Below are 25,133 nucleotides of genomic sequence, written 5' to 3'. Positions count from 1 at the left end.
CCCGTGCGAGGGACGAACGTCCCTCGCACGCCCGCTCAGGAGCCTCTTGGCGCACGGCGACCGATAGGCTGGCCCCGCCCTCGACCACCCGCGCGCGCCTCGTCGCCGCGCGACGGCAGCAGGAGTCATCGTGACCTCGCACCGCCCCCGCCGCCTGCCCGTCCGGCTTCCCCTGCGTGCCAGCGGCGTCGCCGCCGCGCTCACCGCGGGCCTGCTGCTGGCCGGCTGCTCGGCGACCAACCCGATCGAGACCAGCAAGCCGTACGACGCGTCCGACGGCGTCGGTGTCACGCTGGGCGACGTCCGGGGCATCAACCTCATGATCCTGTCCGAGGGCGCCGGCAAGCCCGGCGTGCTGCACGGCGCGTTCACGAACGACGGCACCCAGGACGTCACGCTGACGATCGCGTTCGGCGCCGCAGGCGCCGCGGCGGACGCCGAGCCGAGCGACGACCCCGCGACGATCGACCTGCCCGCGGGCGAGACGGTCCTGCTCTCCGACGCCGAGGACGACAGCAAGCTGCAGGTGGTCACCGAGCGTGTCGGCGTCACCTCGACGCCGGTCGCACCCGGCAGCCTCGCCCCGATCAGCGTGAGCTCGGACGTCGCGGGCGGCGAGACCCTGCGGGTGCCCGTCCTCGACGGGACGCTGCCCGACTACGCGTCGCTGGTCCCGACCGCCGCGCCCGAGGGCTGAGCGCGCACGCACGCAGCGCGAACGCCCCGTCGCAACGTGAGCGACGGGGCGTTCGTCGTCCCCCGGGCAGGACGGCGCCGGGACGGTGCGCCGGACACGCGCCCGGACGGCACGGGTCCCGCGGGCGCGGTCAGCCGAAGCGGCCCGAGATGTAGTCCTCGGTGGCCTGCTCGCGCGGTGCGGAGAAGATCACCGAGGTGTCGTCGACCTCGACGAGCTTGCCGGGCTGGCCCTGGCCGGCGAGGTTGAAGAACGCGGTCCGGTCGGAGACCCGCGCCGCCTGCTGCATGTTGTGCGTGACGATCACGATCGTGTACTCGGCCTTGAGCTCGGCGATGAGGTCCTCGATCGCCAGCGTCGAGATCGGGTCCAACGCGGAGCATGGCTCGTCCATGAGCAGGACCTGCGGCTTGACGGCGATCGCCCGCGCGATGCACAGCCGCTGCTGCTGACCGCCCGAGAGCCCCGAGCCGGGCCGGTCGAGCCGGTCCTTGACCTCGTTCCACAGGTTGGCGCCGCGCAGCGAGGCCTCGACGAGGTCCTGCGCGTCGCCCTTGGAGATGCGCTTGTTGTTGAGGCGCACGCCCGCGAGCACGTTGTCGGCGATCGACATCGTCGGGAACGGGTTGGGCCGCTGGAAGACCATGCCGATCTGCCGGCGCACGGCCACGGGGTCGACGTCGGGCGCGTACAGGTCGACACCGTCGATCTCGACGTGCCCGTCGACGCGCGCGCCGGGGATGACCTCGTGCATGCGGTTGAGCGTGCGCAGGAAGGTCGACTTCCCGCAGCCGGACGGGCCGATGAAGGCGGTCACCGAGCGGGGCTCGACGGACATCGCCACGTCGGCCACGGCGCGGAACTCGCCGTAGTAGATGTTCAGGTCCTTGACGTCGATGCGCTGTGCCATGGGGGGGGTCCTCAGCTGATGGTCTTGGGGGCGAAGAGTCGGGTGACGAGGCGCGCGACGAGGTTGAGCAGCATGACCAGGAGGATCAGGGTCAGCGCAGCCGCCCAGGCGCGGTCGTAGGTGATGGTCGCGATGCACGACATGTCGTCCGCGGAGCACGGGATCAGCCCCTGCTGGAACTGCCGGTACACGTACACCGGCAGCGTCATCATGCGACCCTCGAAGAGGTTGAAGTTGATCGAGTCGGCCACGCCGACCGTGATGAGCAGCGGGGCGGTCTCGCCGATGATGCGGGCGATCGCGATCATCACGCCCGTGACGATCCCGGCCACCGCGGTGCGCAGCACGACCTTGATCACGACGAGCCAGCGCGGCACCCCGAGCGCGAGCGCGGCCTCCCGCAGCTCGTTGGGCACGAGCCGCAGCATCTCCTCGCTCGACCGCACGACCACCGGGATCATCAGCACCGACAGCGCGACCGACCCGACGACACCCATGCGGATGCCGGGGCCCAGGATCACGGCGAACAGCGCGTACGCGAACAGGCCCGCGACGATCGACGGGATGCCGGTCATGACGTCGACGAAGAACGTGACCGCGCGCGCGAGGTGGCCCCGGCCGTACTCGACCAGGTAGATCGCGGTGAGCAGGCCGATCGGGACGGAGATCAGCGTCGCGAAGAGCGTGATCTCGACCGTGCCGATGATCGCGTGGTAGATCCCGCCCGCGTCGATGCCGCCGTACACGCCGCGCATCGAGTGGGTCAGGAAGTACATGTCGAACCGCTCGATGCCGTGCGAGACCACGGTCCACGCGACCGACAGCAGCGGGAGCATCGCCAGTGCGAACGCGCCGGTGATGATCCAGCGCATGGCCCGGTCGGTGCGGCGGCGGCGCGGGTCGACCTGCCGGAGCAGGCTCGCGAGCTCCGAGGACGAGGCGGACGAGGAGGACGGCGTGGGAGCGTCCGTGGTGGTGGCCATCAGTTGGCTCCCGAGAAGTCCTTGCGCCGCGCGACGATCGCACGGGCCGACATGTTGACGACGAGGGTGATGACGAACAGCGCGAGGCCCGTCGCGATGAGGACCGACATGCCCTGGTCGCTCGCCTCGGGGAACTGCGCGGCGATGTTGGCGGCGATCGTCTGCTGCTGCCCGGCGACCAGGAGCAGCACGCTGTACAGGAAGCCCTGCGACAGGATCATCAGCACGGCCATCGTCTCGCCCAGCGCGCGGCCCAGACCGAGCATCGCGGCGGACACCACGCCCGAGCGGCCGAACGGCAGCACGGTCATGCGGATCATCTCCCAGCGGGTCGCACCGAGCGCGAGCGCCGCCTCCTCGTACAGCCGGGGCGTCTGCAGGAACACCTCGCGGCTGACCGCGGTGATGATCGGCAGGATCATGACCGCGAGCACCACGCCCACGGTGAGGATCACGCGCCCGGTGGGCGAGACCGTGCCGGAGAAGAACGGGATCCAGCCGAGCGTCGAGTTCAGCCAGCTCCACACCGGCTGCACGATCGGCGCCAGGACCATCGCGCCCCACAGCCCGTAGACCACGGACGGCACCGCGGCGAGCAGGTCGACCACGTAGCCGAGGCCCGAGGCCAGGCGGCGCGGCGCGTAGTGCGAGATGAACAGCGCGATCGCGATCGCGACGGGCACCGCGAGCGCGAGCGCGAGCACGGCCGCCAGGACCGTGCCGAACACGAGCGGGCCGACGTAGTCGAGCAGCGACGACGAGTTCCGCATGAAGCTCACGGAGTCCACGAGCTCGGCGGACGTCGAGGTCAGCGCGGGCATCGCCTTCACGACGAGGAAGACCGCGACGGCGGCGAGGACCACGAGGATCAGGGCCCCGGCGCTCGTCGCGGTCCAGCGGAACACGCGGCTCGCGCCGCGCTCGACCGTGCGGGCCCGGCCTGCGGGGCGCAGGCGCGACGGCCGGCGTCGCGGTTCCGGGAGTCCGCCCGGCTCGGTCCCCGGCGGCGCGGGGCTGGTGGTGGCAGTCACGTCTGCTCCTTCGGGGAGGACTCGGGGGGGACGTCCCGCGGCGGGGCCGCGAGATCGTCGGTGGCCGGCCCGCGTCCCCCCCGGGACAGGCCGGCCACCGACGACAGGGGTCAGGCGCCGGTGATGGCCGCGACCGCGGCCTGCGCCTCTGCGGCGATGTCGCTCGGGAGCGGCGCGGAGCCCGCCGACTGCTGCGCGGCGGCCTGGCCCTCGTCGCTCACGATGTAGCCCAGGAAGCCCTGCACGAGCGCGGCCTCGTCGGCCGAGTCGTAGTCGAGGCACGCCACCGCGTAGGACACGAGGATCAGCGGGTAGGCACCCGCGGCGGTCGTCGTGCGGTCGACCTTCACGACGATGTCGTGCTCACCGCGCTCCTCGTCGCGCGGGGACGCGGCCAGGGCCGCGGCGGCAGCCTCGGCGGTCGGCGCGACGAACGCGTCGCCCACCTTGACGCTGACCTGGCCGAGCTCGGCCGGGACGGCCGACTCGTCGGCGTAGCCGATGGTGCCCTGCGCGGCCTGCACCGACTGGATCAGGCCCGACGTGCCGGTGCCCGACTCGCCGCCCTGCAGCGGCCAGTCGTCAGCCGCCTCGTCGGTCCACACGCCGCCCGCGGCCTTGTTGAGGAAGTCCGTGAAGTTCTTCGTCGTGCCCGAGCCGTCGGCGCGGTGCACGGGCGTGATCGCGAGCTTCGGCAGCGTCGCGTCGGGGTTGTCGGCGGCGATCGCCGCGTCGTCCCACGAGGTGATCTCGCCGCGGAAGATCTTGGCGATCGTCTCCGCCGAGAGGTTGAGCTCGGTCACGCCCTCGAGGTTGAAGGCGACCGCGATGGGGCTCACGTAGACGGGGATGTCGACGGCCTCGCAGCGCGCCTTGGCGGACTCGATCTCCTCGGGCTTGAGCGCCGAGTCCGAGCCGGCCCACGCCACGCCGCCGTCGATGAACTGCTGGCGACCGCCGGACGAGCCGACCGGGTCGTAGTTGATCGTCACGTCGGGGTTGCTCGACTGGAAGCCGGCGCGCCACGCGTCCATCGCCTTCTCCTGGGAGGAGGCGCCCGCGCCGTTGAGCTCGCCGGACAGCTCGCTGGCGGGAGCGTCGCTGGCGGGCGCGTCGCTCGCGCCGGCTCCGCCCGTGGCGGCAGCGATGGGGTCGTCCGATCCGCAGGCCGCAAGCGTGAGGGCGAGGGCGCCGGCGAGGGCGACCGCGCCGACGCGGCCGTGGAGGGAGAGCTTCACTGTGGGTCCGTCCTTCGATCCGATGCGCACCGGGATGTGCGCGCAACGGCAGGTTGGCCCTTCGACGTGACGCGCCCTGGGTCAGCGGGTGAACCCCGGGTGAACGCTGGCCGACGAACGCCTCAGGCGCTCGGGGTCGCGTCCTCGAGCTTGTAGCCCAGCCCACGCACCGTGACCAGGAGCGACGGGTTCGCGGGGTCGTCCTCGATCTTGGCGCGCACGCGCTTGACGTGGACGTCGAGCGTCTTGGTGTCCCCGACGTAGTCCGAGCCCCACACGCGGTCGATCAGCTGGCCGCGCGTCAGCACGCGACCCGCGTTGCGCAGCAGCAGCTCGAGCAGCTCGAACTCCTTGAGCGGGAACCCCACGAGCTCGCCGCGCACGCGCACCGTGTGCCGTTCGACGTCCATCACGACCGGCCCCGCCACGAGCAGGTCGTCGTCCTCGAGCTCGTCGGCGGGTTCGCCGGGGGCGGCCGACGACGAGCGCCGGCGCAGGACGGCGCGGATCCGCGCGACGAGCTCGCGCGACGAGTACGGCTTCGTGACGTAGTCGTCGGCGCCGAGCTCGAGGCCGACGACCTTGTCGATCTCGTCGTCCTTGGCGGTCAGCATGATCACCGGCACGTCGCTCGTCGTGCGCAGCTGCCGGCACACCTCGGTGCCCGAGAGCCCCGGCAGCATGAGGTCGAGCAGGACCAGGTCCGCGCCGCCCTCGTCGAACCGCGCGAGCGCGTCCGGGCCCGTCGCGGCCTCGACGACCTCGAACCCCTCGCGTCGCAGCACGTACGTCAGGGGGTCGCGGTAGGACTCCTCGTCCTCGACGACGAGGATGCGGGTCATGACGCACTCCGGTGCTGCACGTGCTCTCCCTGGTCGGGGTCGGTGTCGGGGTGGGCGCCCGGGTCGAGCGAAGTCTGGTCGGGCGAGGTCTGGTCGAGCGTGGTCTGGTCGAGCCGGGTCACGCCGTGCTCGTCGGCCGGCCCCGCGGGACCCTCGTCGGGCGCTGCGGTGTCCGGACCCGGGACGCGCGGCAGGCGCATGGTGAACGTCGAGCCGCGTCCCGGCTGGGACCACACCGTGACCTCGCCGCCGTGGTCGCCCGCGACGTGCTTGACGATCGAGAGCCCCAGGCCCGTGCCGCCGGTGGCCCGCGAGCGCGCCGCGTCCACGCGGTAGAACCGCTCGAACACCCGCTCCTGCTCGGACGGGGAGATGCCGATGCCCTCGTCGACCACCGCGATCTCCACGACGTCGCCGTGCTCGCGCACCCCCACCCCCACGTGCGACGCCTCGCCCGAGTACGCGATCGCGTTGTCGACGAGGTTCCGCACGGCCGTGACCAGCAGGTCGTGATTGCCGAAGAGCTGCACGCCCGTGTCGCCGCCGACGTCGAGGCGCACGTTCTTGGCGGCGGCGCCCGTGCGCGCGCGGTCGACGGCCTCGGCGACGACCGCGTCGACGTCGACGATCGCGAGCGGGCCCAGTGCACCGGCGACCTGCAGCCGAGAGAGCTCGATGATCTCGTGCACGAGCGCCGACAGGCGCTGCGCCTCGGCCTGCATGCGGCCCGCGAACCGCCGCACCGCCTCGGGGTCGTCGGCCGCGTCCTGCACGGTCTCTGCGAGCAGCGAGAGCGCGCCGACGGGCGTCTTGAGCTCGTGCGACACGTTGACGACGAAGTCCCGCCGCACGGCCTCGAGCCGGCGCGCCTGCGTCAGGTCCTCGGCCAGCACGACGAGGTGGCGCCCGCTGACCTGGGCGACGCGCACCTGCACCAGCAACGAGCCGCGGCCCACGGGTGCGCGGTCGAGCTCGAGTTCCTCGTCGCGGATCACGCCGTCGCGGCGCACCAAGGCGATCATGTCGCGGATCGCGGGCGGCGCGATCCGCCCACCGCGCACCAGCCCGAGGGCGTAGGCCGGGGCGCTCGCGCGCACCAGGTTGTCCTGCTCGTCCAGCACCACGGCGGCCGAGCGCAGCACGGCGAGCGTGCGCACCAGGCCGTCGTCGACCTCGGGCTCGGGCTGGGGCGGCGCGTGCTTCTGCGCGCGCTCGCTCCAGCGGAACGCGAGCGCCGAGGCGAGCCCGACGCCCACGCCGAGCAAGCCGGCCACGAGCGGCGCCAGGCCGTCAATACCGTCCACAGCGCCACCCTAGGGCGGCACGCGGTCGGCATCAGACCAGGCGGGCGCTCGGCGACCGGACGCTCGTCCAGCGTTCATCTGTCGTTCACGCGCTCGCGCGCGTGGCTGGTCGTTCAGCCGAACGCCTCGAGCAGCGTGCTGCGCTCCGCCTCGGTGAGGTTGGTGGCCACGAGCGTCAGGTTCAGGCCGTGGAACCGCTCCGCGACCCGGTCGAGGTTGCCCTCGTCGGTCACCGCGCACAGCAGCGACGTGCCGGGCGTCACCTGGTCACGGATCGTCCCGAGCTGGTCCTCGGTGATGCCCACGGCCTCGAGGCTCTTGCTCAGCGCGCCGAGCGCACCACCCGCGGCCGCGCCCAGCAGCGGCGCGAAGAACAGGGAGCCGAACAGCAGACCCCAGAACGCGCCCCAGCCCGTGCCGCGCCACTTGTCCTCGTGCCCGTGCACCACATCGGGCTTGGCCGCACCCTCGGGCCACCGCACGACCGCATGGTCGACGATCTTCACGAGCCCGTCCGACGATGCGCTCTGCAGCGCCGCGAGGGCCTTGCCGGCGCCGTCCGGGTCCTTGAAGCTCCAGGCGGTGAACGTCGTCATCGACCGCTCCTCTCTCGTCCCTGCCCCGCACCGTCTGAGGTCAACGCACCGCGCGCTCGACCTCGTCACCGTGCACCGTGAGCGCCCACAGCACGAGCGCGCCGAGCACGATGATCGCGAGCGACCACCAGGGCGTCACCGGCAGCCAGAAGAAGTTCCAGACGATCGCGGCCAGCATCGCCACGATCGCGACCACGCGCGCCCAGCCGGCCGCCGCGAACAACGCGAACCCGGTGAACGTCAGCAGGATGCCCAGGAACAGGTGCACCCAGCCCCACGTCGAGATGTCGAGCACGTACGCGCCGTTCGCCGGGCTCCAGGCGAGCAGCTTGTCCTCGTCGAAGACGGCGATCAGACCCGTGATGAGGTTGAACAAGCCCACGCTGAGCAGCGCGAACGCGCCGAACCAGACCCAGCCGACCCACCCCGTGACCCTCTGCTCCATGGCAGTCCCCCGTTCGTCAGGGCCTCCCGGGAGGGCTCGTCGCACACCCGGGCGGACGCTCGAGGCCGAGCCTAGCCAGATGTCCGGTTCGTGCATCTCATCCACAATGGGTGACGCGCGCAGGTCCGCCGTGCGTGGTCGTCGCCCAGAAAGCCGCCGGGCGTTCACCCGGACGGTCCCGCTCGTTCACCTTCGCCTGCGACCGTGAGGGCGGCCACCCGGCCCACGGCCGTGGCCGCGCCTTGAGGGAAGGACTGACATGCGGGACATCTTCGACGCCGAGCTCACCCAGCTCGGTGAGGACCTCGTCGCCATGAGCCGACGCGTCGAGCGCGCCGTGACCGACGCAGGCGTGGCGCTGCTGACCGCCGACCTCGCACTTGCCGAGTCGGTCATCGCCGACGACCTCGGCATCGACGCCATGGAGCGCGACCTCGACGAGCGTTCGATCCTGCTCCTCGCGCAGCAGCAGCCCGTCGCCACCGACCTGCGCATCGTCGTCTCCGCGCTGCGGATGAGCGCGACGCTCGAGCGCATGGGCGACCTCGCCCGGCACGTCGCCCAGGTGGCCCGCGGCCGCTACCCGAACCACGCCGTGCCCGACCCGCTCGCGGCGACGTTCGCGCAGATGCACGACGCCGCGGTGCGCGTCGCCCGCCGCACGACCACGCTGCTCGAGAACCGCGACATCGCGCTCGCCGAGAGCATCGAGGCCGACGACGACCTGCTCGACGGCCTGCACGAGGACACGTTCGCCGCCCTGCTCGGCGGCACCTGGACCGGCACCCCGCAGCAGACCGTCGACGTCACGCTCCTCGGCCGCTACTACGAGCGCTTCGGCGACCACGCGGTCTCCGTCGCCCGCCGCGTCACCTACCTGGTCACCGGCGCCGTCGCCGAAGACCTGAGCACCCCCGCCTGAGGCCGCGCCCTGAGCACCCCCGCCTGAGGCCGCGCCCTGAGCGGCGCGGCCTCAGGCTGATCCGCCGCTGGCGCACCGATCGACCTCGGCACTCTCGCTCGACCTCGTGCATCCGGACTGCCGTGCTCGAGCGGGAGTGCCGATCTCGTCGGGGGCGGGCCGGCGGCGCGGGACCGGGTGTCGCCCGGTTGTCCACAGGAGGGTGCGCGGCGGCCCGGGTGCGCTCGCGGAGCGGCGATGCTGCGCGGCATGGGACGACGACCGGGGGCCAAGAGCCCCGCGCCGACGACGCGGCTGCCGCTGGTGCACCTCGCCTCGGACCGACCGCGCGGGGTCGTCGCCGCCCACCTGCGCGCAGGCCGGTGGCAGAAGGTCGGCTACGGCACCTACCTGCCCGTGGACGCCACACCCGACCCGGCGGCTTTCGACGCACGGACCCTCGCGCTGGCCCGGGTGGCCGGCGTGGCACGTCGACTGCGCGCTCCCGTGGTGTTCTCCCACGTCAGCGCGGCACTGCTGTGGGGGCTTCCGCTGCTGCGGACACCCGCCCACGTGCATGTGATGCACCCCAGCAGGGCCAGTGCGCGCAGCGACGGCGCCATCGTCCGGCACACCGCGCGTCTCGACGACGACGACGTGCGCTCGGTCGCCGGTGTCCGGGTCACGAGCCTCGAGCGGACGCTGCTGGACTGCGCCGCGATGCTGGCACCCGTCGCCGGCCTCGTCGTCGCGGACGCCGCGCTCGCCGCGGGCGCCGATCCCGAGGACGTCGCCCGCCGTGCGCACGACGCGCACCGCGCGCGCCACGCGGTCAGGATGCGGGCCGTGGTGGCCTACGCAGATCCGGGCGCCGAGTCGCCGTACGAGACGGTGAGCAGGTTCGTCGTGCTGCGTGACGGGCTACCGCTGCCACAGACGCAGGTCCCCGTGCGCACCCACCTCGGCACCGTGTGGTCCGACTGGGGCTGGGCGGAGTTCGCGGTGCTCGCCGAGTACGACGGAGAGGGCAAGTACCGCGGTGCCGAGAGCGCCACGTTCATGGCGGAGAAGCGCCGCCACGACGCGCTTCAGGAGGCCGGTCAGCGCGTCGTGCGCGTGGTGTCCGCCGACCTGGGCGGGTCAGCTCTCTCCGCACGGATCCTGCCCCTGCTCCCCGCCTCGGTGCAGCGATCGGTGCGCCCCCGCCCTGACCTCTTGAGCTGAACCCGCTCCCGGAACCGCCGCGCTCCGAACAGCGTGCCTCGCGCCAGCCGTGCCACAGCAGCCGTCCACACGCGCGCGACGCCAGGCAGGCAGGCAGTCTGGCGCGGGATCGGCAGCCAGGCGCGAGCGCGGCACTCCGGACGCACGAGCTCGCGCCGGGGTGCCGACCTCGCGCAGGAGTGCCGAACTCGTCGTGGCGGAAGGGCGAGGAGGGCGTGAGGGCGGGGACAGCGGAAGGGGCCACTCCTCGTGGAGCGGCCCCTTCCGGTGTGCTGGGGTCAGCGGCCCTGGTTGGCCACTGCGGCGATCGCGGCCTCGGCCGCGGACGCGTCGAGGTACGTGCCGCCCTTGACGGTGGGCTTGAAGCTCTCGTCGAGCTCGTACACCAGCGGGATGCCCGTCGGGATGTTGAGGCCCGAGATGGTGTCGTCGTCGATGTCGTCGAGGAACTTCACCAGGGCGCGGATCGAGTTGCCGTGCGCGGCGACCAGCACGGTCTTGCCCTCCTGGAGGTCCGGGACGATGCCCGACTCCCAGTACGGCATCTCGCGCTCGAGGACGTCCTTGAGGCACTCGGTCAGCACGACGGGCTCACCGGCGTAGCGCGGGTCGGTGTCCTGCGAGAACTCCGAGCCGGGCTCGATCGCGGGCGGCGGGACGTCGTAGGAGCGGCGCCAGAGCATGAACTGCTCCTCGCCGAACTCCTCGAGCGTCTGCTTCTTGTCCTTGCCCTGCAGCGCACCGTAGTGACGCTCGTTCAGGCGCCACGAGCGCTTGACGGGGATCCAGTGACGGTCGGCCGCGTCGAGGGCCAGGTTCGCCGTGGTGATCGCACGGCGCAGGAGCGACGTGTGCACGACGTCGGGCAGGATGCCGGCGTCCTTCAGCAGCGCACCGCCGCGCTTGGCCTCCTCGACGCCCTTCTCCGACAGGGGCACGTCGACCCAGCCGGTGAAGAGGTTCTTCGCGTTCCACTCGCTCTCGCCGTGACGGAGCAGCACCAGGGTGTAGGTCATGGGACCCATCCTGCCGCAGCGGCACCGGACCGTCGCAAGGACGTCCGTCCCCCGGGCACGCCACGCATCGCGGCTAGGAGCCAGTTGCGCTCGGCGTCGCGCGGGGTCAGGTGCCGCCGCGCTCGCGGGCGACCGCGTAGACCTTGAGCACCTGGTCCGCGGCGGACTCCCAGCCGAACCGCTCAGCAGAGCGCCGTGCGGCGCCGGCGAACGACGCGAGCCGCTCGCGGTCGCTCAGCACGTCCGCGAGCACGGTCGCCCAGCGCTTGGGGTCGTGCCCGCGGACCAGCACGCCGGAGACGCCGTCGTCGACGATGCTGCGCAGCCCGCCGACGGCCGCCGCCACCACGGGCACGCCCGCCGCCTGCGCCTCGGCCGCCACCAGCCCGAACGACTCCGAGCGTGAGGGCATCGCGACGAGGTCCGCCGCGTGGTACCAGGTCACGAGCGCGTCGCGCGAGGCGGGCGGGCGGATCAGCAGCGAGTCGCCGACGCCCGTGATCTCCGCCAGCGCCTGGAGCTCGCGCACCGCGGTGGACCGGCCGGACGGCCCGCCGAGCACGACGAGCAGGGGCACCGGACGGCCGGTGGCGCGCAGGACGCCGAGCGCGTGGACCAGGACGTCGGGCGCCTTGAGCGGCTGCACGCGGCCCGCGAACAGCACGATGTCGCGGTCGGCGGGCAGCCCCAGCGCGGCACGGGCCGCCGCACGCTCGTCGTCGTCGACGGGCGCGAACCGGTCGAGGTCCACCCCCGGCTCGACGACGTGCACCCGAGACGGGTCCGCGCCGTACAGCTCGACGAGCTCGGTGGCCTCGGCGGGCGTCGAGGCGACCAGCGCGTCGGACTCCTGGACCACCTGCTCCTCGCCGAGCAGGCGCGCGGCCGGCTCCGGGTCGTCACCCGGGGCGAGCGACGCGTTCTTGACCTTCGCGAGCGTGTGCGCGGTGTGGACGAGCGGCACCTCCCACCGGTCGGCGGCGATGCGCCCGACCTGGCCGGAGAGCCAGTAGTGGGAGTGCACCACGTCGTACCAGCCGGGCCGGCGTGCGGCCTCCCAGCGCAGCACGCCCGCGGCCATGCCGCACAGCAGGCCGGGCAGGTCGTTCTTGTCGAGCCGCTCGAACGGGCCCGCGGGCACGTGGTGCACGAGCACGGGCGGGGTCACGCCCGGCGGCACCTCGGCCGCGGTGAGGATCTCGCGCACGCGCTCGCGGTCGTCGACACCGGTCAGCGGGGTCCCGTCGGCCTCGGCGCCCGGCAGCACGACCGTCTCGGGGAGCTCGGACGACGTCGCCCGCGTGAAGATCTCAACGCGCGCGCCACGCGCGGCCAGGGCGCGCGAGAGCTCGAGCACGTACACGTTCATGCCGCCCGCGTCGCCCGTGCCGGGCTGGTCGAGCGGCGAGGTGTGCACGGACAGCATCGCGACGCGCGGCGCCTGCTCCACGTCTCCTCCAGCTCGACTCGGTCCGGCCGCCATTCTCACCCAGTCCGCGAGCGCTGCAGGGGCGAGCGCGTCACATCCCACCGACCGGACGCCGGACGGCAACATCACGATTCGGTCACAACCGGGATCATCTGCTCAAGTCGGGCGTCCCGCGTGCCGATGGGTGCGCCGCGCACGCCGCCGTGCCGGTCAGGGGCGGGGCAGGACGCACGTCGGCGCGGGCAGCGCCAGGCGCGCCACGACCGGGTCGCGCGTCTCGTCGTCCATGGCCGCACGGTCCAGCACGACGAGCTCGTCGGACCGCTCGAGCCCGGCGACCGCCCAGCGCCCGACGACCGCGAAGTGCCGCGGCCACCGCCCGCCGAGCGCGAACGAGCGCCCGTCGGCGAGCAGCCCGTCGGCGCCGATCCGCCAGCGGGTGAGCACGTCCGCGACGCGCACCCCGACGAGCACGTCGTCCCCGTCGACCACGACGTGGGAGGGCAGCGCGCGGCCGTCCGACGACGTGACCGGCCCGACGACCGCGGCGACCGACTGCACGAGCGTGCCCGTCGCGCTCGCCGCGTCCCACGCCAGGACGTGCACCGCCACGTCGAGCTCACCCACGACGTACGCGAACCGCCCGTCGGGCGAGAAGCCCAGGTGCCGCGGCCCGGTGCCGGCCGGCAGCGTCGCGGCGACCCCGTCGGGACGCAGCCCGTCGTCGGTGCGGCAGTAACGGCGGATCTCGTCGGTGCCCAGGTCGACGACGAGCACGTGCGCACCGCCGGGCGCGACCGCCACGAAGTGCGCGTGCGGGCCGTCCTGCCGGTCGACGACGGGACCGCCGCCCGCATGGCCCAGGACCTGCCCGCCGGGGGCGAGCCCGGCGTCCGGCGTCAGGCCGATCACCGCGAGCGTGCCCGAGGAGTAGTTGGCGACCAGCAGGTCGGTGTCGTCGACGAGCAGGTGGCACGGGTCGTCGCCGCCCGACGGTCGCGACGCGCGCTCCACGAGCCCGTCGTCCAGGCCCTCGGAGCCGGGCGTGACCTCGAAGGCCGTGATCGTGCCGTCCGCGTGCTCGTTGCCCGCGTAGAGCACGCGCCCGTCGGCGCTCGTCGCGAGGAACGACGGCGACGGCGTCTCGACCACCTGCCGCGCGCCGCTCAGCGCGCCGGTCGCGTCGTCGAGGTCGACCGACCAGATGCCCTCGCCACGGCCGACGGGGGTGCCGGCGCCGGCCGACGGGTAGGTACCGATCCAGAGCTGGGTCACGGTGCCCGAGCCTACGGCGCGCGGAGGGCGTCCGCGCAGGTGGGACGACGAACGGCCGGGACCGCTCAGGCGCCGGCGGGAACCGGCGCGCCCCCGCGCTCCGTGGGCGCCGCGCCCTCCGTGGGCCCTACGGGCTCCGAGTGGTCCGCGGGCTCTGCGGGGTCCGCGAGCCAGTCCACGGGGTCGGCCAGGACCCGCCCGAGCTGGGCGAGCGCGGCACCGGTCATGGCGGGCAGGGGCGCGGCGAGCGCGACGTCCACGCGCGGCTCGGCCCAGGGCGCGGCGAGCACGCGGTCGCGCATCGCGACGAGCACGGGCTCCGTCAGCCAGCGCGCCAGCCGGGCGTAGGTCCCACCGAGCACCACGTCGGAGACGTCGATGACGTTCACGACGTTCGCGAGCGCGAGCCCCAGCGCCGCTCCGGCCGTCGCCAGCGCGTGCCCCGCGCGCGGTTCGCCGCGGTCGGCCGCCGCGACGAGCGCCTCGAGACCCTCGTCGGCGCTCAGCCCTGCGGCGCTCAGCATCGCGTCCTGGCCCGCGACCTGCTCGAGCGTGCGGCCCTCGGCGACGACGATGTGGCCGACCTCGCCCGCCCACCCGTGCCGCCCGGCGAACAGCGCGCCGTCGAGCACGAGCGCGGCACCGACGCCGATCTCGCCCGAGACGTAGACGAAGCTCGGCCGGTCGCCGCCGGGCACGACGCGCGCCGCGGCCTCGGCGCGGGCGGCGAGGTCCGCCTCGTTGGCGAGCAGGGGCGGGTTCGCGGCGAGCGTCGGCGAGGCCTGCGCGAGGATGCGCGCGACGTCGACGTCGCGCCAGCCCAGGTTCGGGGCGAGCCGCAGGATCCCGGTGGTCCGGTCGACGAGGCCCGGCAGGGCGAGTGCGGTCCCGACGAGCCGCGGCCCGCCCGCGAGTGCCGCGACCGACTGCTCGACGAGCGTGCCCAGCATCGACAGGACCTCGTCGGGCGCGCTCCCCCGCAGGTCCGCGTGCGTGAGCCGCTCGTCGAGGACCGTGCCGGCCAGGTCGAGCGCGCGCACGCCGAGGTAGTCGACGTTGACCTCGGCGCCGATGGCCGCGAGCGTGCCCGTCGGGGCGGTGAGCGGGACCGCGGGGCGTCCGGCGCGCTGGGGCGCGGCGGGAGCGAGCTCGGCGAGCAGTCCGCCGGCGACGAGCTGGTCGACGAGCGCTGAGACGGTCGCCTTGGCCAGCCCGGTGGCGGCGGCGACGTCCGCGCGGGACCGTGGCGGTTGGTGCGCCGCACGCACCTCGAGCACGGTGCGGAGCACCAGACCGAGGTTGTGCTCCCGCAGGCTCGCCTGCCGCGCCGCCGTGGCTCTCATAGGGCTTGACCCTAGCGGCTGGACGGCATAAGTTCATCCGTACAACTAATCCCCGTCTCAACGTTGAGAGGTCTGAAGATGGTGCGCAAGCCCACCCCCGCTGACAAGTTCTCCTTCGGTCTCTGGACCGTCGGCTGGAACGCCCAGGACCCGTTCGGCGCCGCCACCCGGCCGTGGCTCGACCCGGTCGAGTCGGTCCACAAGCTCGCCGAGCTCGGCGCGTCGCACGTGACGTTCCACGACGACGACGTGGTCCCGTTCGGCTCGTCGGACGCCGAGCGCGAGAAGATCCTCGACCGCTTCAAGGGCGCCCTGGCCGAGACCGGCATCACGGTCGAGATGGTCACGACCAACACGTTCACGCACCCGGTCTTCAAGGACGGCGCGTTCACCTCGAACGACCGTCGCGTGCGCCGCTACGCGCTGCGCAAGATCCTGCGCAACGTCGACCTGGCCGCCTCGCTCGACGCGGACACGTTCGTCATGTGGGGCGGCCGCGAGGGCGCCGAGTACGACTCGGCCAAGGACCTCTACGCCGCGCACCAGGCCTACGCCGACGGCATCGACACCGTCGCCGCGTACATCAAGGAGAAGGGCTACAAGCTCCGCATCGCGCTCGAGCCCAAGCCCAACGAGCCCCGCGGCGACATCCTCCTGCCGACGATCGGCCACGCGCTCGGCCTCATCGCCAAGCTCGAGCACGGCGACATCGTCGGCCTCAACCCGGAGACGGGCCACGAGCAGATGGCCGGCCTGAACTACACCACCGGCCTCGCGCAGGCGCTGTGGGCCGACAAGCTGTTCCACATCGACCTCAACGGCCAGCGCGGCATCAAGTACGACCAGGACCTGGTGTTCGGCCACGGCGACCTGTTCTCCGCGTTCGCCACGGTCGACCTGCTCGAGAACGGCTTCCCGAGCGGCGGCCCGAAGTACACCGGCCCGGTGCACTTCGACTACAAGCCCTCGCGCACCGAGGACTTCGACGGCGTGTGGGAGTCGGCTCGCGCCAACATGGCCACCTACCTCCTGCTCAAGGAGCGCGCGATCGCGTTCCGCGAGGACCCCGAGGTCAAGGAGGCCCTCGAGGCCGCCGGTGTGTTCGAGCTCGCCAAGCCCACGCTGAACGAGGGCGAGACGCTCGCGGACTTCCTCGCCGACCGCTCGGCGTTCGAGGACTTCGACGTCGACGGCGTGGCCAAGCACGGCTACGGCTTCGTGCGCCTCAACCAGCTCGCGCTCGAGCACGCGCTCGGCGCGCGCGGCTGACGCAGCACCGGACAGGGACGGAACAGGCATGGCGCTCGTCGCCGGGGTCGACTCCTCGACCCAGTCCTGCAAGGTCGTGGTCCGGGACGCCGCGACCGGAGCGCTCGTGCGCTCCGGTCGCGCGTCCCACCCCGACGGAACCGAGGTCGCTCCCGCGGCGTGGTGGGACGCACTGCAGTCCGCGATCGCTGACGCGGGCGGCCTCGACGACGTGGACGCGATCAGCGTCGGCGGGCAGCAGCACGGCATGGTCACCCTCGACGAGAACGGCGAGGTGGTCCGCGACGCGCTGCTGTGGAACGACACACGCTCGGCGCAGGCCGCGCTCGACCTGATCGACGAGCTCGGCGGCCCGCAGGCGTGGGCGGACGCGACGGGCTCCGTGCTCGTCGCCTCGCTCACGGTCACCAAGCTGCGCTGGCTGCGCGACGCGGAGCCGCAGAACGCGGCGAAGGTCGCGGCCGTCGCGCTCCCCCACGACTGGCTCACGTGGCGCCTCGCGGGGCACGGGCCGGGCACGGGAGGTCTCGACCAGCTCGTCACCGACCGTTCCGACGCGTCCGGCACGGGCTACTGGTCGCCCACGACGAACGACTACCGGCACGACCTGCTCGAGCTGGGCCTGGGCCACGACGCGGTGCTGCCGCGCGTGCTGGGCCCGAACGAGGCGGGACCGCGTTCGGCCGTCGGCGCACGCAAGCCGGTCCTCGGACCGGGTGCGGGCGACAACGCGGCCGCGGCGCTGGCCCTGGGCCTGCGCCCGGGCGACGTCGCGGTGTCGATCGGCACGTCGGGTGTGGTCTCGGCCGTCACCGGCTCGGCCACCACCGACGGCACCGGCATGGTGAACGGCTTCGCCGACGCGAGCGGGCACTTCCTGCCGCTCGCGTGCACGCTCAACGCGTCGCGCGTCCTGGACGCGACCGCGCGCATGCTCGGCGTGGACCACGCGGGCCTCTCGGAGCTCGCGCTGCAGGCTCCTTCGGGTGCCGACGGCCTGGTGCTCGTCCCCTACCTCGAGGGCGAGCGCACGCCGAACAAGCCCGACGCCACGGGCGCGCTGCACGGTCTGCGCCTGGCCAACACCACGCCCGCGCACCTCGCGCGGGCCGCGGTCGAGGGCATGCTGTGCGCCCTCGCCGACGGCGTCGACGCGCTGCGGGCGCAGGGCGTCGCCGTGGAGCGGCTGTTCCTCATCGGGGGCGGTGCGCGGTCCGAGGCCGTGCGGCGCATCGCGCCGAGCGTGCTCGGTCTCGACGTGCTGGTCCCGACTCCCGGTGAGTACGTCGCGGACGGTGCCGCGCGGCAGGCGGCGTGGGTGCTCTCGGGCGCCGACGAGCCGCCCGCCTGGAGCGCCGCCGGCTCGGCCGAGGTGTTCACGGCCGCACCCGACCCCCGGGTGCGTGAGCAGTACGCGGCGGTGCGTGACCTGACCGCCACCCGCCCGACGGACGTCTGAGGCACTCCGCAGCTCGGACGCCCCACTCGGCGCGACGAAGGCCCGGTACCGCGAGGTACCGGGCCTTCGTCGTGTGCGGTGTCGTGCCGCGTGCGTCAGTGCGCCTTGTCGTACGCCTCGCGCACCTCGGCGCTGATGCGGCCACGCTCGGAGACCTCGAGCCCCTGACCCTTGGCCCACTCGCGGATCGCGTGCGCGTCGTTGTCGCTGCGGCGGCGGCGCGCGCCGGCGGGGCGAGCGGCGGACGTCGAACGGCCGCCGACCCGGCGTGCGTGGCCGACCCACGTCGCGAACGAGTCACGCAGCTGCGCCGCGCGCTCGGCCGTGAGGTCGATCTCGTACGTCACGCCGTCGAGCGCGAAGGTGACCGTCTCGTCCGCGGCGGCGCCGTCGACGTCGTCGATCAGCAGGACCTGAACCTTCTGAGCCATCCGGTGTTCTCCCGTAATTGTGTCGCACCGTCATTCTGTCGACAGTCAGCATCACACCGGGAAACAATTCACGTCAAATGGATGGGCGAGATTCCTTCGATGAATTCGTGGCGGCCCGCTCCGCTTCCTCACGATCCATCCGCGCGAGCGCCTGACGCTCGGTGCGGTCCGCGTTGACGATCGAACGCATCGCGAACCAGAACAGCAGCCCCACACCGATCGACGGAATGACCGCCGCGAGCACGCCCCCGATGCCGTTCATGCCTGCGGCTTCACGAGCGGGAACAGGATGGTGTCGCGGATCGACTGTCCGGTGAGCGCGATGAGAAGGCGGTCGATCCCCATTCCCATGCCGCCCGACGGCGGCATCGCGAACTCCATCGCCGTGAGGAAGTCCTCGTCGATGCGCATCGCCTCGTCGTCGCCGCGCGCCGCGAGCAAGGCCTGCGCCTCGAACCGCTGCCGCTGGATCACGGGGTCGACGAGCTCGGAGTACGCGGTCGCGAGCTCGAGGCCGCGCACGTACAGGTCCCACTTCTCGACGAGGCCCGGCTTGCTGCGGTGGTCGCGCGTGAGCGGCGAGGTCTCGACCGGGAAGTCGCGCACGAACGTCGGCGCGTGCAGGTGCGCCCCCACGTGGTGCTCCCACAGCTCCTCGACGAGCTTGCCGTGGTTGCGCTGGGCCGGGGCGAGCTCGATCTCGGCCTTCTCGAGCAGCCTGAGCAGCGTCTCGTCGTCCGTGTCGTGCGTGATCTCGACGCCCACCGCCTCGGACAGGGACTCGTACATCGTCAGGTGCGTCCAGTCGCCACCCAGCTCGTACTCGGTCCCGTCGGCGAGGACGGCCGTCGTCGTGCCGAGCGCCTCGAGCGCGGCGGTCTGCACCAGGTCCTGCGTGAGCGCCGCCATGGTGTCGTAGTCGCCGTAGGCCTCGTACGCCTCCAGCATCGCGAACTCCGGCGAGTGCGTGGCGTCCACACCCTCGTTGCGGAAGTTCCGGTTGATCTCGAAGACGCGCTCGACGCCACCGACCGCGGCACGCTTGAGGAACAGCTCCGGTGCGATCCTCAGGAACAGCTCCATGTCGAACGCATTCATGTGCGTCTCGAACTGACGCGCTGCCGCGCCCTCGGGGCGCACCTGGAGCATCGGGGTCTCGACCTCGAGGAATCCACGCCGTGCGAAGTTGTCGCGCAACGATCGCACGACGGCGGCGCGGGTCCGCACCATGTCGCGCGCCTTGGAGTTGACGATGAGATCCACATAACGCTGCCGCACGCGCGCCTCGTCGGACAGCTCGGCGCCCTCGTACAGGTTCGGCAGCGGACGAATGGCCTTGGCGGCCATCTGCCACGAGTCCGCGAACACCGACAGCTCGCCGCGCTTGGACTGGATCACGCGCCCGTGCACGAACACGTGGTCGCCCAGGTCGACGTCCGCCTTGAACGCCGCGAGGCGCTCCTCGCCGACCTCGGCGAGGCTCAGCATCGCCTGCAGCCGCGTGCCGGCGCCGTCCTGCAGCGTCGCGAAGCACAGCTTGCCGGTGTTGCGCAGGAACACGACGCGGCCGGCCACGCCGACCTCGTCGTCCGTCTCCTGCCCGGGCTCGAGCGCCGGGTACGCCGCGCGCACCTGCTCGATGGTGTGGGTCCGGGGCAGGGACACCGGGTAAGGCGCCGTGCCCTGCGCCAGCAGGCGCTCGCGCTTCTCGCGCCGGATGCGGATCTGCTCGGGCGTGTCGTCGGTGACGACCTCGGGCGCGTCGGCAGCGGGCGGCAGCGGGGTGTCGGTCACGGACCCATGGTAATCGGCGGGTCCGTCGCGACATTCACCCCAACGCGACCTGCACCCGCGACCGTTGTCACAGCGACAGTGGGATCGAGCAGCACGAGGAGACGACGTGGCCAGACCGTGGGAACAGCTGCTGGACCAGGTGGCGCGCGAACGCTACCCGCGCCTGGTCGCGCACGCCGCCCTCGTCGCGGGGTCGACGAGCGACGCACCCGACCTGGTGCAGGAGGCGCTCATCGCGACCTTCCGCGGCCGGGCACGGTTCACGACCGTCGAGCAGGCCGAGGCGTACGTGCGGCGCGCGATCGCGTCCCGCGCGATCGACGAGGTCCGCCGCCGCAAGCGCGAACGCCTCGTCGCCCTGCGCGCCGCGGCCGAGCCGACGCCACCCGACACCGTCGAACCACCGGGTCCGGGCCGCGACGTGCTGCGGGCCCTCGCGCTCCTCAGCCCGCGTGAGCGTGCCTGCGTGGTCCTGCGGCAGATGGAGGACCTGTCCGTCACCGAGACCGCGCACGTCCTCAACCTCAGCGAGGGCGCCGTCAAGCGCTACACGTCCGACGGCCTGGCACGCCTCGCGCAGATCCTCGGCACCCACCCGCACCACCCCGACGAGACCGTCCCGGTCCGTCCCACGACCACCCCCGCCGTGCAGGTCCCCCGCCTCACGCCGACGACGAACCCGGAGGGCGCACGATGAACGACCTCGGCCAGCTCCTGCACGGCGCACGCGACGAGATCGCGGAGGCGACCGGCCCCATCGACGAGCGAGAGCTGACGCGCGTGCGCGGCACCGTGCGCCGCGCCCGGATCCAGCGCCACACGTTCGAGTCCGTCGGCGCCGCGGCGTGCGCGGGCGTGCTCGGTCTCGGCGCCTGGTCGCTCACCTCGTCGGACTCCAGCACGCCCGTGGACCCCGCGACGCGCAGCGCGACGAACGGCCCGACCAGCGCACCCAGCCCGACGACCGACGCGACGACCGAGCCGACGACCGAGCCCACGACGGCCGCCGACGACGGTCCCGCGGTGCGTGCCGCGCAGATCGACGACGCGACCGTGCTCGCCCGGCTGTCCGCGCCGCGCACCGGCGAGCGGTGGTTCGACGAGGCGATCGAGGCGTCCGACGCGCTCGACGCGCTGTTCACGGCCGACGAGCTCGCGAACGGCCCGGACTACCAGCTGACCCTCGTCGGCGACCGCGAGGCCTCGGCGATCTACGCGCTGTCCTTCCCCGGGGTGCAGGAGGACAGCGTCGCGTGGGGCGCGCGCGTCGAGCTCTACGAGATCGACGAGGACGGCCCGCGGGCGATCGTCTGCCCGAGCGCCCGCACCACCGACGCGTGCGCGTCGGACTTCTCCTCGTCGAAGGCCGTCGAGGACCGGGACACGTTCTACGACACGCTCACGCTCCCCGCGAGCCTCGCGCTCGGCGACGGGTGGGCGCTGTCCACCGAGGCGACCCGCGCCGAGGCGAACCGGGTGGGTGGCATGTCGCTGCCGGCCGCGGGGTCCGGCGAGCGGCTCGAGGACGTCGCGACGTTCGGTCCGCTGACCGTCGCGCGCCGTGACGTCGTCAGCAACCTCGACGGGCTGCGGTCCTCGTCGTACGTCGTCCGCACCCCGTTCGGCTCGATGATCCCGGTCGCCGACGCCGACGTGCCGGGCCTGGACTACCTCGACATCACGTGGGACGACGGCGTGGACCGCAGCACGAGGGGCGCCGACGGCGACTGGGCGAACTACGCGCAGGCACCCGCCGTGGGCACGTGCTCGACCGCGCAGTTCTCCGTCGAGAACTCGCACGACGCGGCGCAGTGGCGCACGGCGGGCCGCACCGCCGACGGGCGCGACGTCGTCGTCCCCGCCCCAGGCAACCCGCTGGCCGCCGCGGTGCACGACTGGCAGCTGGAGAACTCCGGCACGATCGACCCGGACTCGGGCGACACGCTCACCGGGCTCGACGCCGGCTACCGGTTCGCCACCACGGACGACTTCCTCGCCGCGCAGTCGCTGTACGGCGTGCAGGGTCCGGGCGGCGAGTGGCACCTGCAGCTGCGGCCCGAGGCGACGAACATCGTCTGGGAGTGCGCCTGACGGCCCGGGCGCTCGCGCGGCTGGTGGCCGAGCGCCGCTGACGTCAGGCCTGCAGGTCGAGGGCCAGGTCGAGGATCGGGGACGAGTGCGTGAGGCCCCCGACGGACAGGTAGTCGACGCCCGTGCCGGCGACCTCGCAGGCCCGGTCCAGGGTCAGGTTCCCGGTGGCCTCGAGCTCCGTGCTCGGGGCCACCGCGCGTACCGCGGCGACCACGTCGGCCAGCACGGGGGTCGGCATGTTGTCGAGCAGCAGGAAGTCGGCGCCCGCGGCGACGGCCTCGAGCGCCTGGTCGCGCGTGTCCGCCTCGACCTGGATCGCGACGTCCGGGAACCGCGCGCGCACGGCCTCGATCGCGGCCGTCACCGAGCCGGCCGCGGCGACGTGGTTGTCCTTGACCATCGCGACGTCGTACAGGCCCATGCGCTTGTTGGTGCCGCCGCCGCAGCGCACCGCGTACTTCTCGAGCGCGCGCAGGCCCGGCGTGGTCTTGCGGGTGTCGAGCACGCGGGCGCCCGAGCCGTCGAGCGCGTCGGCCCAGCGGCGCGTGTGGGTAGCGACGCCCGACGCGCGTGAGGCGAGGTTGAGCAGCGTGCGCTCCGCGACGAGCAGGAGCTGCACAGGGCCGGTGAGCTCGGCGAGCACGTCGCCGCGGGTCACGCGGGTGCCGTCGGGCACGCGCACGACGAACGTCGCGGGCGTCAGTCCCAGGCGCTCGGCGACCTGGCGCAGCACCACGGGCACGACGACGAGCCCCGCGACCACGCCGTCCGCGCGCGCGACCATGTCGGCGGTGCCGGTCGTCGTCGGCGCGATCGTCGACTGGGACGTCACGTCCCGCCCCGGCGCGGGGCCGAGGTCCTCGTCGAGCGCCGTCGCGACCAGGCGCTCGATCGCGGTCTCGTCGGGGCCGGGGTCACCGGGCAGCACGCCCGGGCGGGCGGCAGGCGCGCCGGTGGGTGCGCTCGTCGGGTGCGTCATCGTCGTCCTCAGTCGATCGGGGTGCGGGACAGCTCCAGGCGGCCGTCCTCGCCCAGCCGGGCGTGCAGGCGCAGGCGCCAGCGCTCGTCGGGCTCGGGGAAGTCGGAGCGGGCGTGCCCGCCGCGGCTCTCCTGGCGCGCGAGCGCGGTCGCCGTGAGCACGCTCGCGACCTGGTGCACGTTCGTCGTCTCCCACTCGGCCACCTGCGGGGCGGCGAGCAGCCGGTCGTCGTCGTGCCGCTGGTGCGCGTCGGTGGGGACCGCCGCCAGCCCGGCAGCGGCGCGGCGCAGGCCGTCGCCCGAGCGCAGCACGCCCGGACCGTCGGTCGCCAGGCGCTGCACGCGCGACCGGGACGCCGCGGCGACCAGCGCCTCGTCGCCCGCGCGCTGCACCGGGTCCTGGTGATGCAGCGTGCCGACCGCGACCTGCTCGGTGATGTGCCGGGCCGCGCGGTGCGCGAACACCAGACCCTCGAGCAGCGAGTTCGACGCGAGACGGTTCGCGCCGTGCACGCCCGTGCAGGCGACCTCGCCCGCGGCGTACAGACCGCGCAGCGACGACCGCCCGACGAGGTCAGTGACGACGCCACCCGAGTGGTAGTGCTGCGCGGGTGCGACCGGGACCAGGTCCGTCGTGAGGTCGATGCCGTGCTCGAGCAGGCGCTCGTGGATCGTCGGGAACCGCTTGCGCAGGAACTCCGCGCCCAGGTGCCGCGCGTCGAGCCACACGTGGTCCGAGCCGGTCGCGGCCATCTGCCGGACGATCGCGTGCGCGACCACGTCCCGCGGCGCGAGCTCGGCCATCGGGTGCACGTCCGGCATGAACCGCACGCCGTCGGTGTCGAGCAGGAGCGCACCCTCGCCGCGCACGGCCTCCGAGACCAGCGTGAGCTGGCCCTTCACGCCCGAGCCCAGCCACAGCACGGTCGGGTGGAACTGCACGAACTCGACGTCGCCCAGGACCGCGCCCGCGCGCAGCGCCGCCGCGATGCCGTCGCCCGTCGCCTGCGGCGGGTTGGTCGACGAGCGGAACACCTGGCCGATCCCGCCGGTCGCGAAGATCACGGCCTTGCCGAGCGCCGCGCCCACGCCGTCGCGCTGTCCCTCACCGATCACGTGCAGCGTCACGCCGCACGCCGCGCCGGGCCGCCCGTCCGGTCCGGGAGGGCCGGTCAGCACGTCCAGCACCAGCGCGTGCTCGATGATCTCGATGCCCGGGTCCTCGCGGACCGCCTCGATCTGTGCGACGAGCGCGCGGGAGATCTCGGCACCCGTCGCGTCGCCGCCCGCGTGCACGATGCGGTCCGCGTGGTGGCCACCCTCGCGCGTCAGCGAGATCTGCCCGTCGGGGGCGGTGTCGAACACCGCGCCGAGGCCCACGAGCTCGCGCACACGCGCGGGCCCCTCGGTCACGAGCACCTCGACCGCGCGCGGGTCGCACAGACCCGCGCCCGCGACGAGCGTGTCGGCCAGGTGCGCGGCGGGCGAGTCCTCCGGGTCGAGCGCCGCGGCGATCCCACCCTGGGCCCAGACCGTCGAGCCCGACCCGAGCAGGTCCTTGGTCACCAGCAGCACGCGCGGCACACGCGTGCGCAGCTCGAGCGCCGCCGTCAGCCCCGCGATGCCCGAGCCGACGACGATCGCGTCGACCTCGATCGTCCAGCCCGCCGGCGGCGCGGCGAGCCGGGTCGCGAGCCGAGGGGGCGTGTCACCGGACGTCGCCTGCACAGGGTCCGACGAGGCCGCGTGCACGCCCGTCGTGGCGACGCCCGCCGTCGTCGGGGCGGTCGTCGTCACCGCGTGGCGCCGTGCGTGACGGGACCCTGGGCCTGCTCGTCGGACGCGGCGTCCCGCCGGTCGTCGGGACGCTCGTCGGA

24 protein-coding genes are annotated in these 25,133 nt (G+C 73.5%); 7 read left to right on the top strand and 17 right to left on the bottom strand.

Features of this window, described 5'->3' with window-relative positions:
* The first annotated feature begins 130 nt into the window (after positions 1 to 130).
* Positions 131 to 697 (top strand): hypothetical protein, encoded by a 567-nt coding sequence (locus tag CGE01nite_RS09180; protein WP_141370437.1) that lies wholly within the window; start codon positions 131 to 133, stop codon positions 695 to 697.
* 130 nt (positions 698 to 827) lie between these two features.
* On the opposite strand, the gene pstB is transcribed toward CGE01nite_RS09180, so the two are convergent.
* The 8 genes from pstB to CGE01nite_RS09140 form a co-directional block, all read right to left on the bottom strand.
* Positions 828 to 1,607, bottom strand: coding sequence for a phosphate ABC transporter ATP-binding protein PstB (gene pstB, locus CGE01nite_RS09175; RefSeq protein WP_048341558.1), 780 nt, complete (start codon positions 1,605 to 1,607; stop codon positions 828 to 830).
* Between the two features lie 11 nt (positions 1,608 to 1,618).
* Positions 1,619 to 2,590 (bottom strand): phosphate ABC transporter permease PstA, encoded by a 972-nt coding sequence (pstA, locus tag CGE01nite_RS09170; RefSeq protein WP_141370435.1) that lies wholly within the window; start codon positions 2,588 to 2,590, stop codon positions 1,619 to 1,621.
* Positions 2,590 to 3,621: a phosphate ABC transporter permease subunit PstC gene (gene pstC, locus CGE01nite_RS09165; RefSeq protein WP_141370433.1), complete on the bottom strand. Its 1,032-nt coding sequence runs from the start codon at positions 3,619 to 3,621 to the stop codon at positions 2,590 to 2,592. The genes pstA and pstC overlap by 1 nt, the downstream gene beginning before the upstream one ends.
* Before the next feature lie 110 nt (positions 3,622 to 3,731).
* Entirely contained in the window at positions 3,732 to 4,859 is a 1,128-nt protein-coding gene (gene pstS / locus CGE01nite_RS09160) for a phosphate ABC transporter substrate-binding protein PstS (protein WP_048341561.1), read from the bottom strand.
* A gap of 122 nt (positions 4,860 to 4,981) precedes the next feature.
* Positions 4,982 to 5,701 (bottom strand): response regulator, encoded by a 720-nt coding sequence (locus tag CGE01nite_RS09155; protein ID WP_141370431.1) that lies wholly within the window; start codon positions 5,699 to 5,701, stop codon positions 4,982 to 4,984.
* Positions 5,698 to 7,005, bottom strand: coding sequence for a sensor histidine kinase (locus CGE01nite_RS09150; RefSeq protein ID WP_141370429.1), 1,308 nt, complete (start codon positions 7,003 to 7,005; stop codon positions 5,698 to 5,700). Before CGE01nite_RS09150 ends, CGE01nite_RS09155 begins: the two co-directional genes overlap by 4 nt.
* A 113-nt stretch (positions 7,006 to 7,118) precedes the next feature.
* Entirely contained in the window at positions 7,119 to 7,601 is a 483-nt protein-coding gene (locus CGE01nite_RS09145) for a DUF1269 domain-containing protein (protein ID WP_048341564.1), read from the bottom strand.
* A gap of 40 nt (positions 7,602 to 7,641) precedes the next feature.
* Positions 7,642 to 8,046: a DUF7144 family membrane protein gene (locus CGE01nite_RS09140; RefSeq protein WP_048341565.1), complete on the bottom strand. Its 405-nt coding sequence runs from the start codon at positions 8,044 to 8,046 to the stop codon at positions 7,642 to 7,644.
* 259 nt (positions 8,047 to 8,305) lie between these two features.
* On the opposite strand from CGE01nite_RS09140, the gene phoU reads away from it, so the two are divergent.
* Entirely contained in the window at positions 8,306 to 8,968 is a 663-nt protein-coding gene (phoU, locus tag CGE01nite_RS09135; RefSeq protein ID WP_048341566.1) for a phosphate signaling complex protein PhoU, read from the top strand.
* Positions 8,969 to 9,217: 249 nt separating this feature from the next.
* Positions 9,218 to 10,171, top strand: a complete 954-nt coding sequence (locus CGE01nite_RS09130) for a type IV toxin-antitoxin system AbiEi family antitoxin domain-containing protein (RefSeq protein ID WP_141370427.1) — start codon at positions 9,218 to 9,220, stop codon at positions 10,169 to 10,171.
* A 278-nt stretch (positions 10,172 to 10,449) separates the two neighbouring features.
* On the opposite strand, the gene CGE01nite_RS09125 is transcribed toward CGE01nite_RS09130, so the two are convergent.
* From CGE01nite_RS09125 to CGE01nite_RS09110, 4 genes are all read right to left on the bottom strand, one after another.
* Positions 10,450 to 11,187, bottom strand: a complete 738-nt coding sequence (locus tag CGE01nite_RS09125) for a phosphoglyceromutase (RefSeq protein WP_048341567.1) — start codon at positions 11,185 to 11,187, stop codon at positions 10,450 to 10,452.
* A 106-nt stretch (positions 11,188 to 11,293) separates the two neighbouring features.
* Positions 11,294 to 12,670 carry a glycosyltransferase gene (locus tag CGE01nite_RS09120; RefSeq protein WP_141370425.1) on the bottom strand — a complete coding sequence of 459 codons (1,377 nt, stop codon included), beginning with the start codon at positions 12,668 to 12,670 and terminating at the stop codon, positions 11,294 to 11,296.
* Between the two features lie 156 nt (positions 12,671 to 12,826).
* Positions 12,827 to 13,891 (bottom strand): lactonase family protein, encoded by a 1,065-nt coding sequence (locus CGE01nite_RS09115; RefSeq protein WP_141370423.1) that lies wholly within the window; start codon positions 13,889 to 13,891, stop codon positions 12,827 to 12,829.
* 65 nt (positions 13,892 to 13,956) lie between these two features.
* Positions 13,957 to 15,234, bottom strand: a complete 1,278-nt coding sequence (locus CGE01nite_RS09110) for an ROK family transcriptional regulator (RefSeq protein WP_141370421.1) — start codon at positions 15,232 to 15,234, stop codon at positions 13,957 to 13,959.
* Between the two features lie 78 nt (positions 15,235 to 15,312).
* On the opposite strand from CGE01nite_RS09110, the gene xylA reads away from it, so the two are divergent.
* A complete protein-coding gene (xylA, locus tag CGE01nite_RS09105) occupies positions 15,313 to 16,503 on the top strand; it encodes a xylose isomerase (protein WP_048341570.1) in 1,191 nt (396 codons plus the stop codon).
* A 28-nt stretch (positions 16,504 to 16,531) separates the two neighbouring features.
* A complete protein-coding gene (xylB, locus tag CGE01nite_RS09100) occupies positions 16,532 to 17,962 on the top strand; it encodes a xylulokinase (RefSeq protein ID WP_141370420.1) in 1,431 nt (476 codons plus the stop codon).
* A gap of 95 nt (positions 17,963 to 18,057) precedes the next feature.
* On the opposite strand, the gene CGE01nite_RS09095 is transcribed toward xylB, so the two are convergent.
* From CGE01nite_RS09095 to lysS, 3 genes are all read right to left on the bottom strand, one after another.
* Complete coding sequence (locus tag CGE01nite_RS09095) at positions 18,058 to 18,393, bottom strand: histone-like nucleoid-structuring protein Lsr2 (protein WP_048341572.1); 336 nt, start codon at positions 18,391 to 18,393, stop codon at positions 18,058 to 18,060.
* A 73-nt stretch (positions 18,394 to 18,466) separates the two neighbouring features.
* Positions 18,467 to 18,655 carry a hypothetical protein gene (locus CGE01nite_RS09090; protein WP_141370418.1) on the bottom strand — a complete coding sequence of 63 codons (189 nt, stop codon included), beginning with the start codon at positions 18,653 to 18,655 and terminating at the stop codon, positions 18,467 to 18,469.
* Positions 18,652 to 20,187, bottom strand: a complete 1,536-nt coding sequence (gene lysS, locus CGE01nite_RS09085) for a lysine--tRNA ligase (RefSeq protein ID WP_170210932.1) — start codon at positions 20,185 to 20,187, stop codon at positions 18,652 to 18,654. Before lysS ends, CGE01nite_RS09090 begins: the two co-directional genes overlap by 4 nt.
* 106 nt (positions 20,188 to 20,293) lie before the next feature.
* Between lysS and CGE01nite_RS09080 the strand changes: the two genes are divergently transcribed.
* Positions 20,294 to 20,884, top strand: coding sequence for an RNA polymerase sigma factor (locus tag CGE01nite_RS09080; RefSeq protein ID WP_048341575.1), 591 nt, complete (start codon positions 20,294 to 20,296; stop codon positions 20,882 to 20,884).
* The gene (locus CGE01nite_RS09075) at positions 20,881 to 22,278 is read left to right on the top strand and encodes a hypothetical protein (protein ID WP_141370416.1); all 1,398 of its coding nucleotides are present in this window, start codon (positions 20,881 to 20,883) and stop codon (positions 22,276 to 22,278) included. The genes CGE01nite_RS09080 and CGE01nite_RS09075 overlap by 4 nt, the downstream gene beginning before the upstream one ends.
* A gap of 43 nt (positions 22,279 to 22,321) precedes the next feature.
* On the opposite strand, the gene nadC is transcribed toward CGE01nite_RS09075, so the two are convergent.
* On the bottom strand, positions 22,322 to 23,257 hold the full coding sequence (nadC, locus tag CGE01nite_RS09070; RefSeq protein WP_141370403.1) for a carboxylating nicotinate-nucleotide diphosphorylase: 936 nt from the start codon (positions 23,255 to 23,257) through the stop codon (positions 22,322 to 22,324).
* 8 nt (positions 23,258 to 23,265) lie between these two features.
* Entirely contained in the window at positions 23,266 to 24,984 is a 1,719-nt protein-coding gene (locus CGE01nite_RS09065) for an L-aspartate oxidase (RefSeq protein WP_141370443.1), read from the bottom strand.
* Positions 24,985 to 25,133 lie beyond the last annotated feature (149 nt).

It is taken from the genome of Cellulomonas gelida, assembly GCF_006538725.1.
Lineage (GTDB): Bacteria > Actinomycetota > Actinomycetes > Actinomycetales > Cellulomonadaceae > Cellulomonas > Cellulomonas gelida.
The sequence above is the reverse complement of the archived record's forward strand: the minus strand, read 5'-3'. Positions and strand labels throughout refer to the sequence as shown.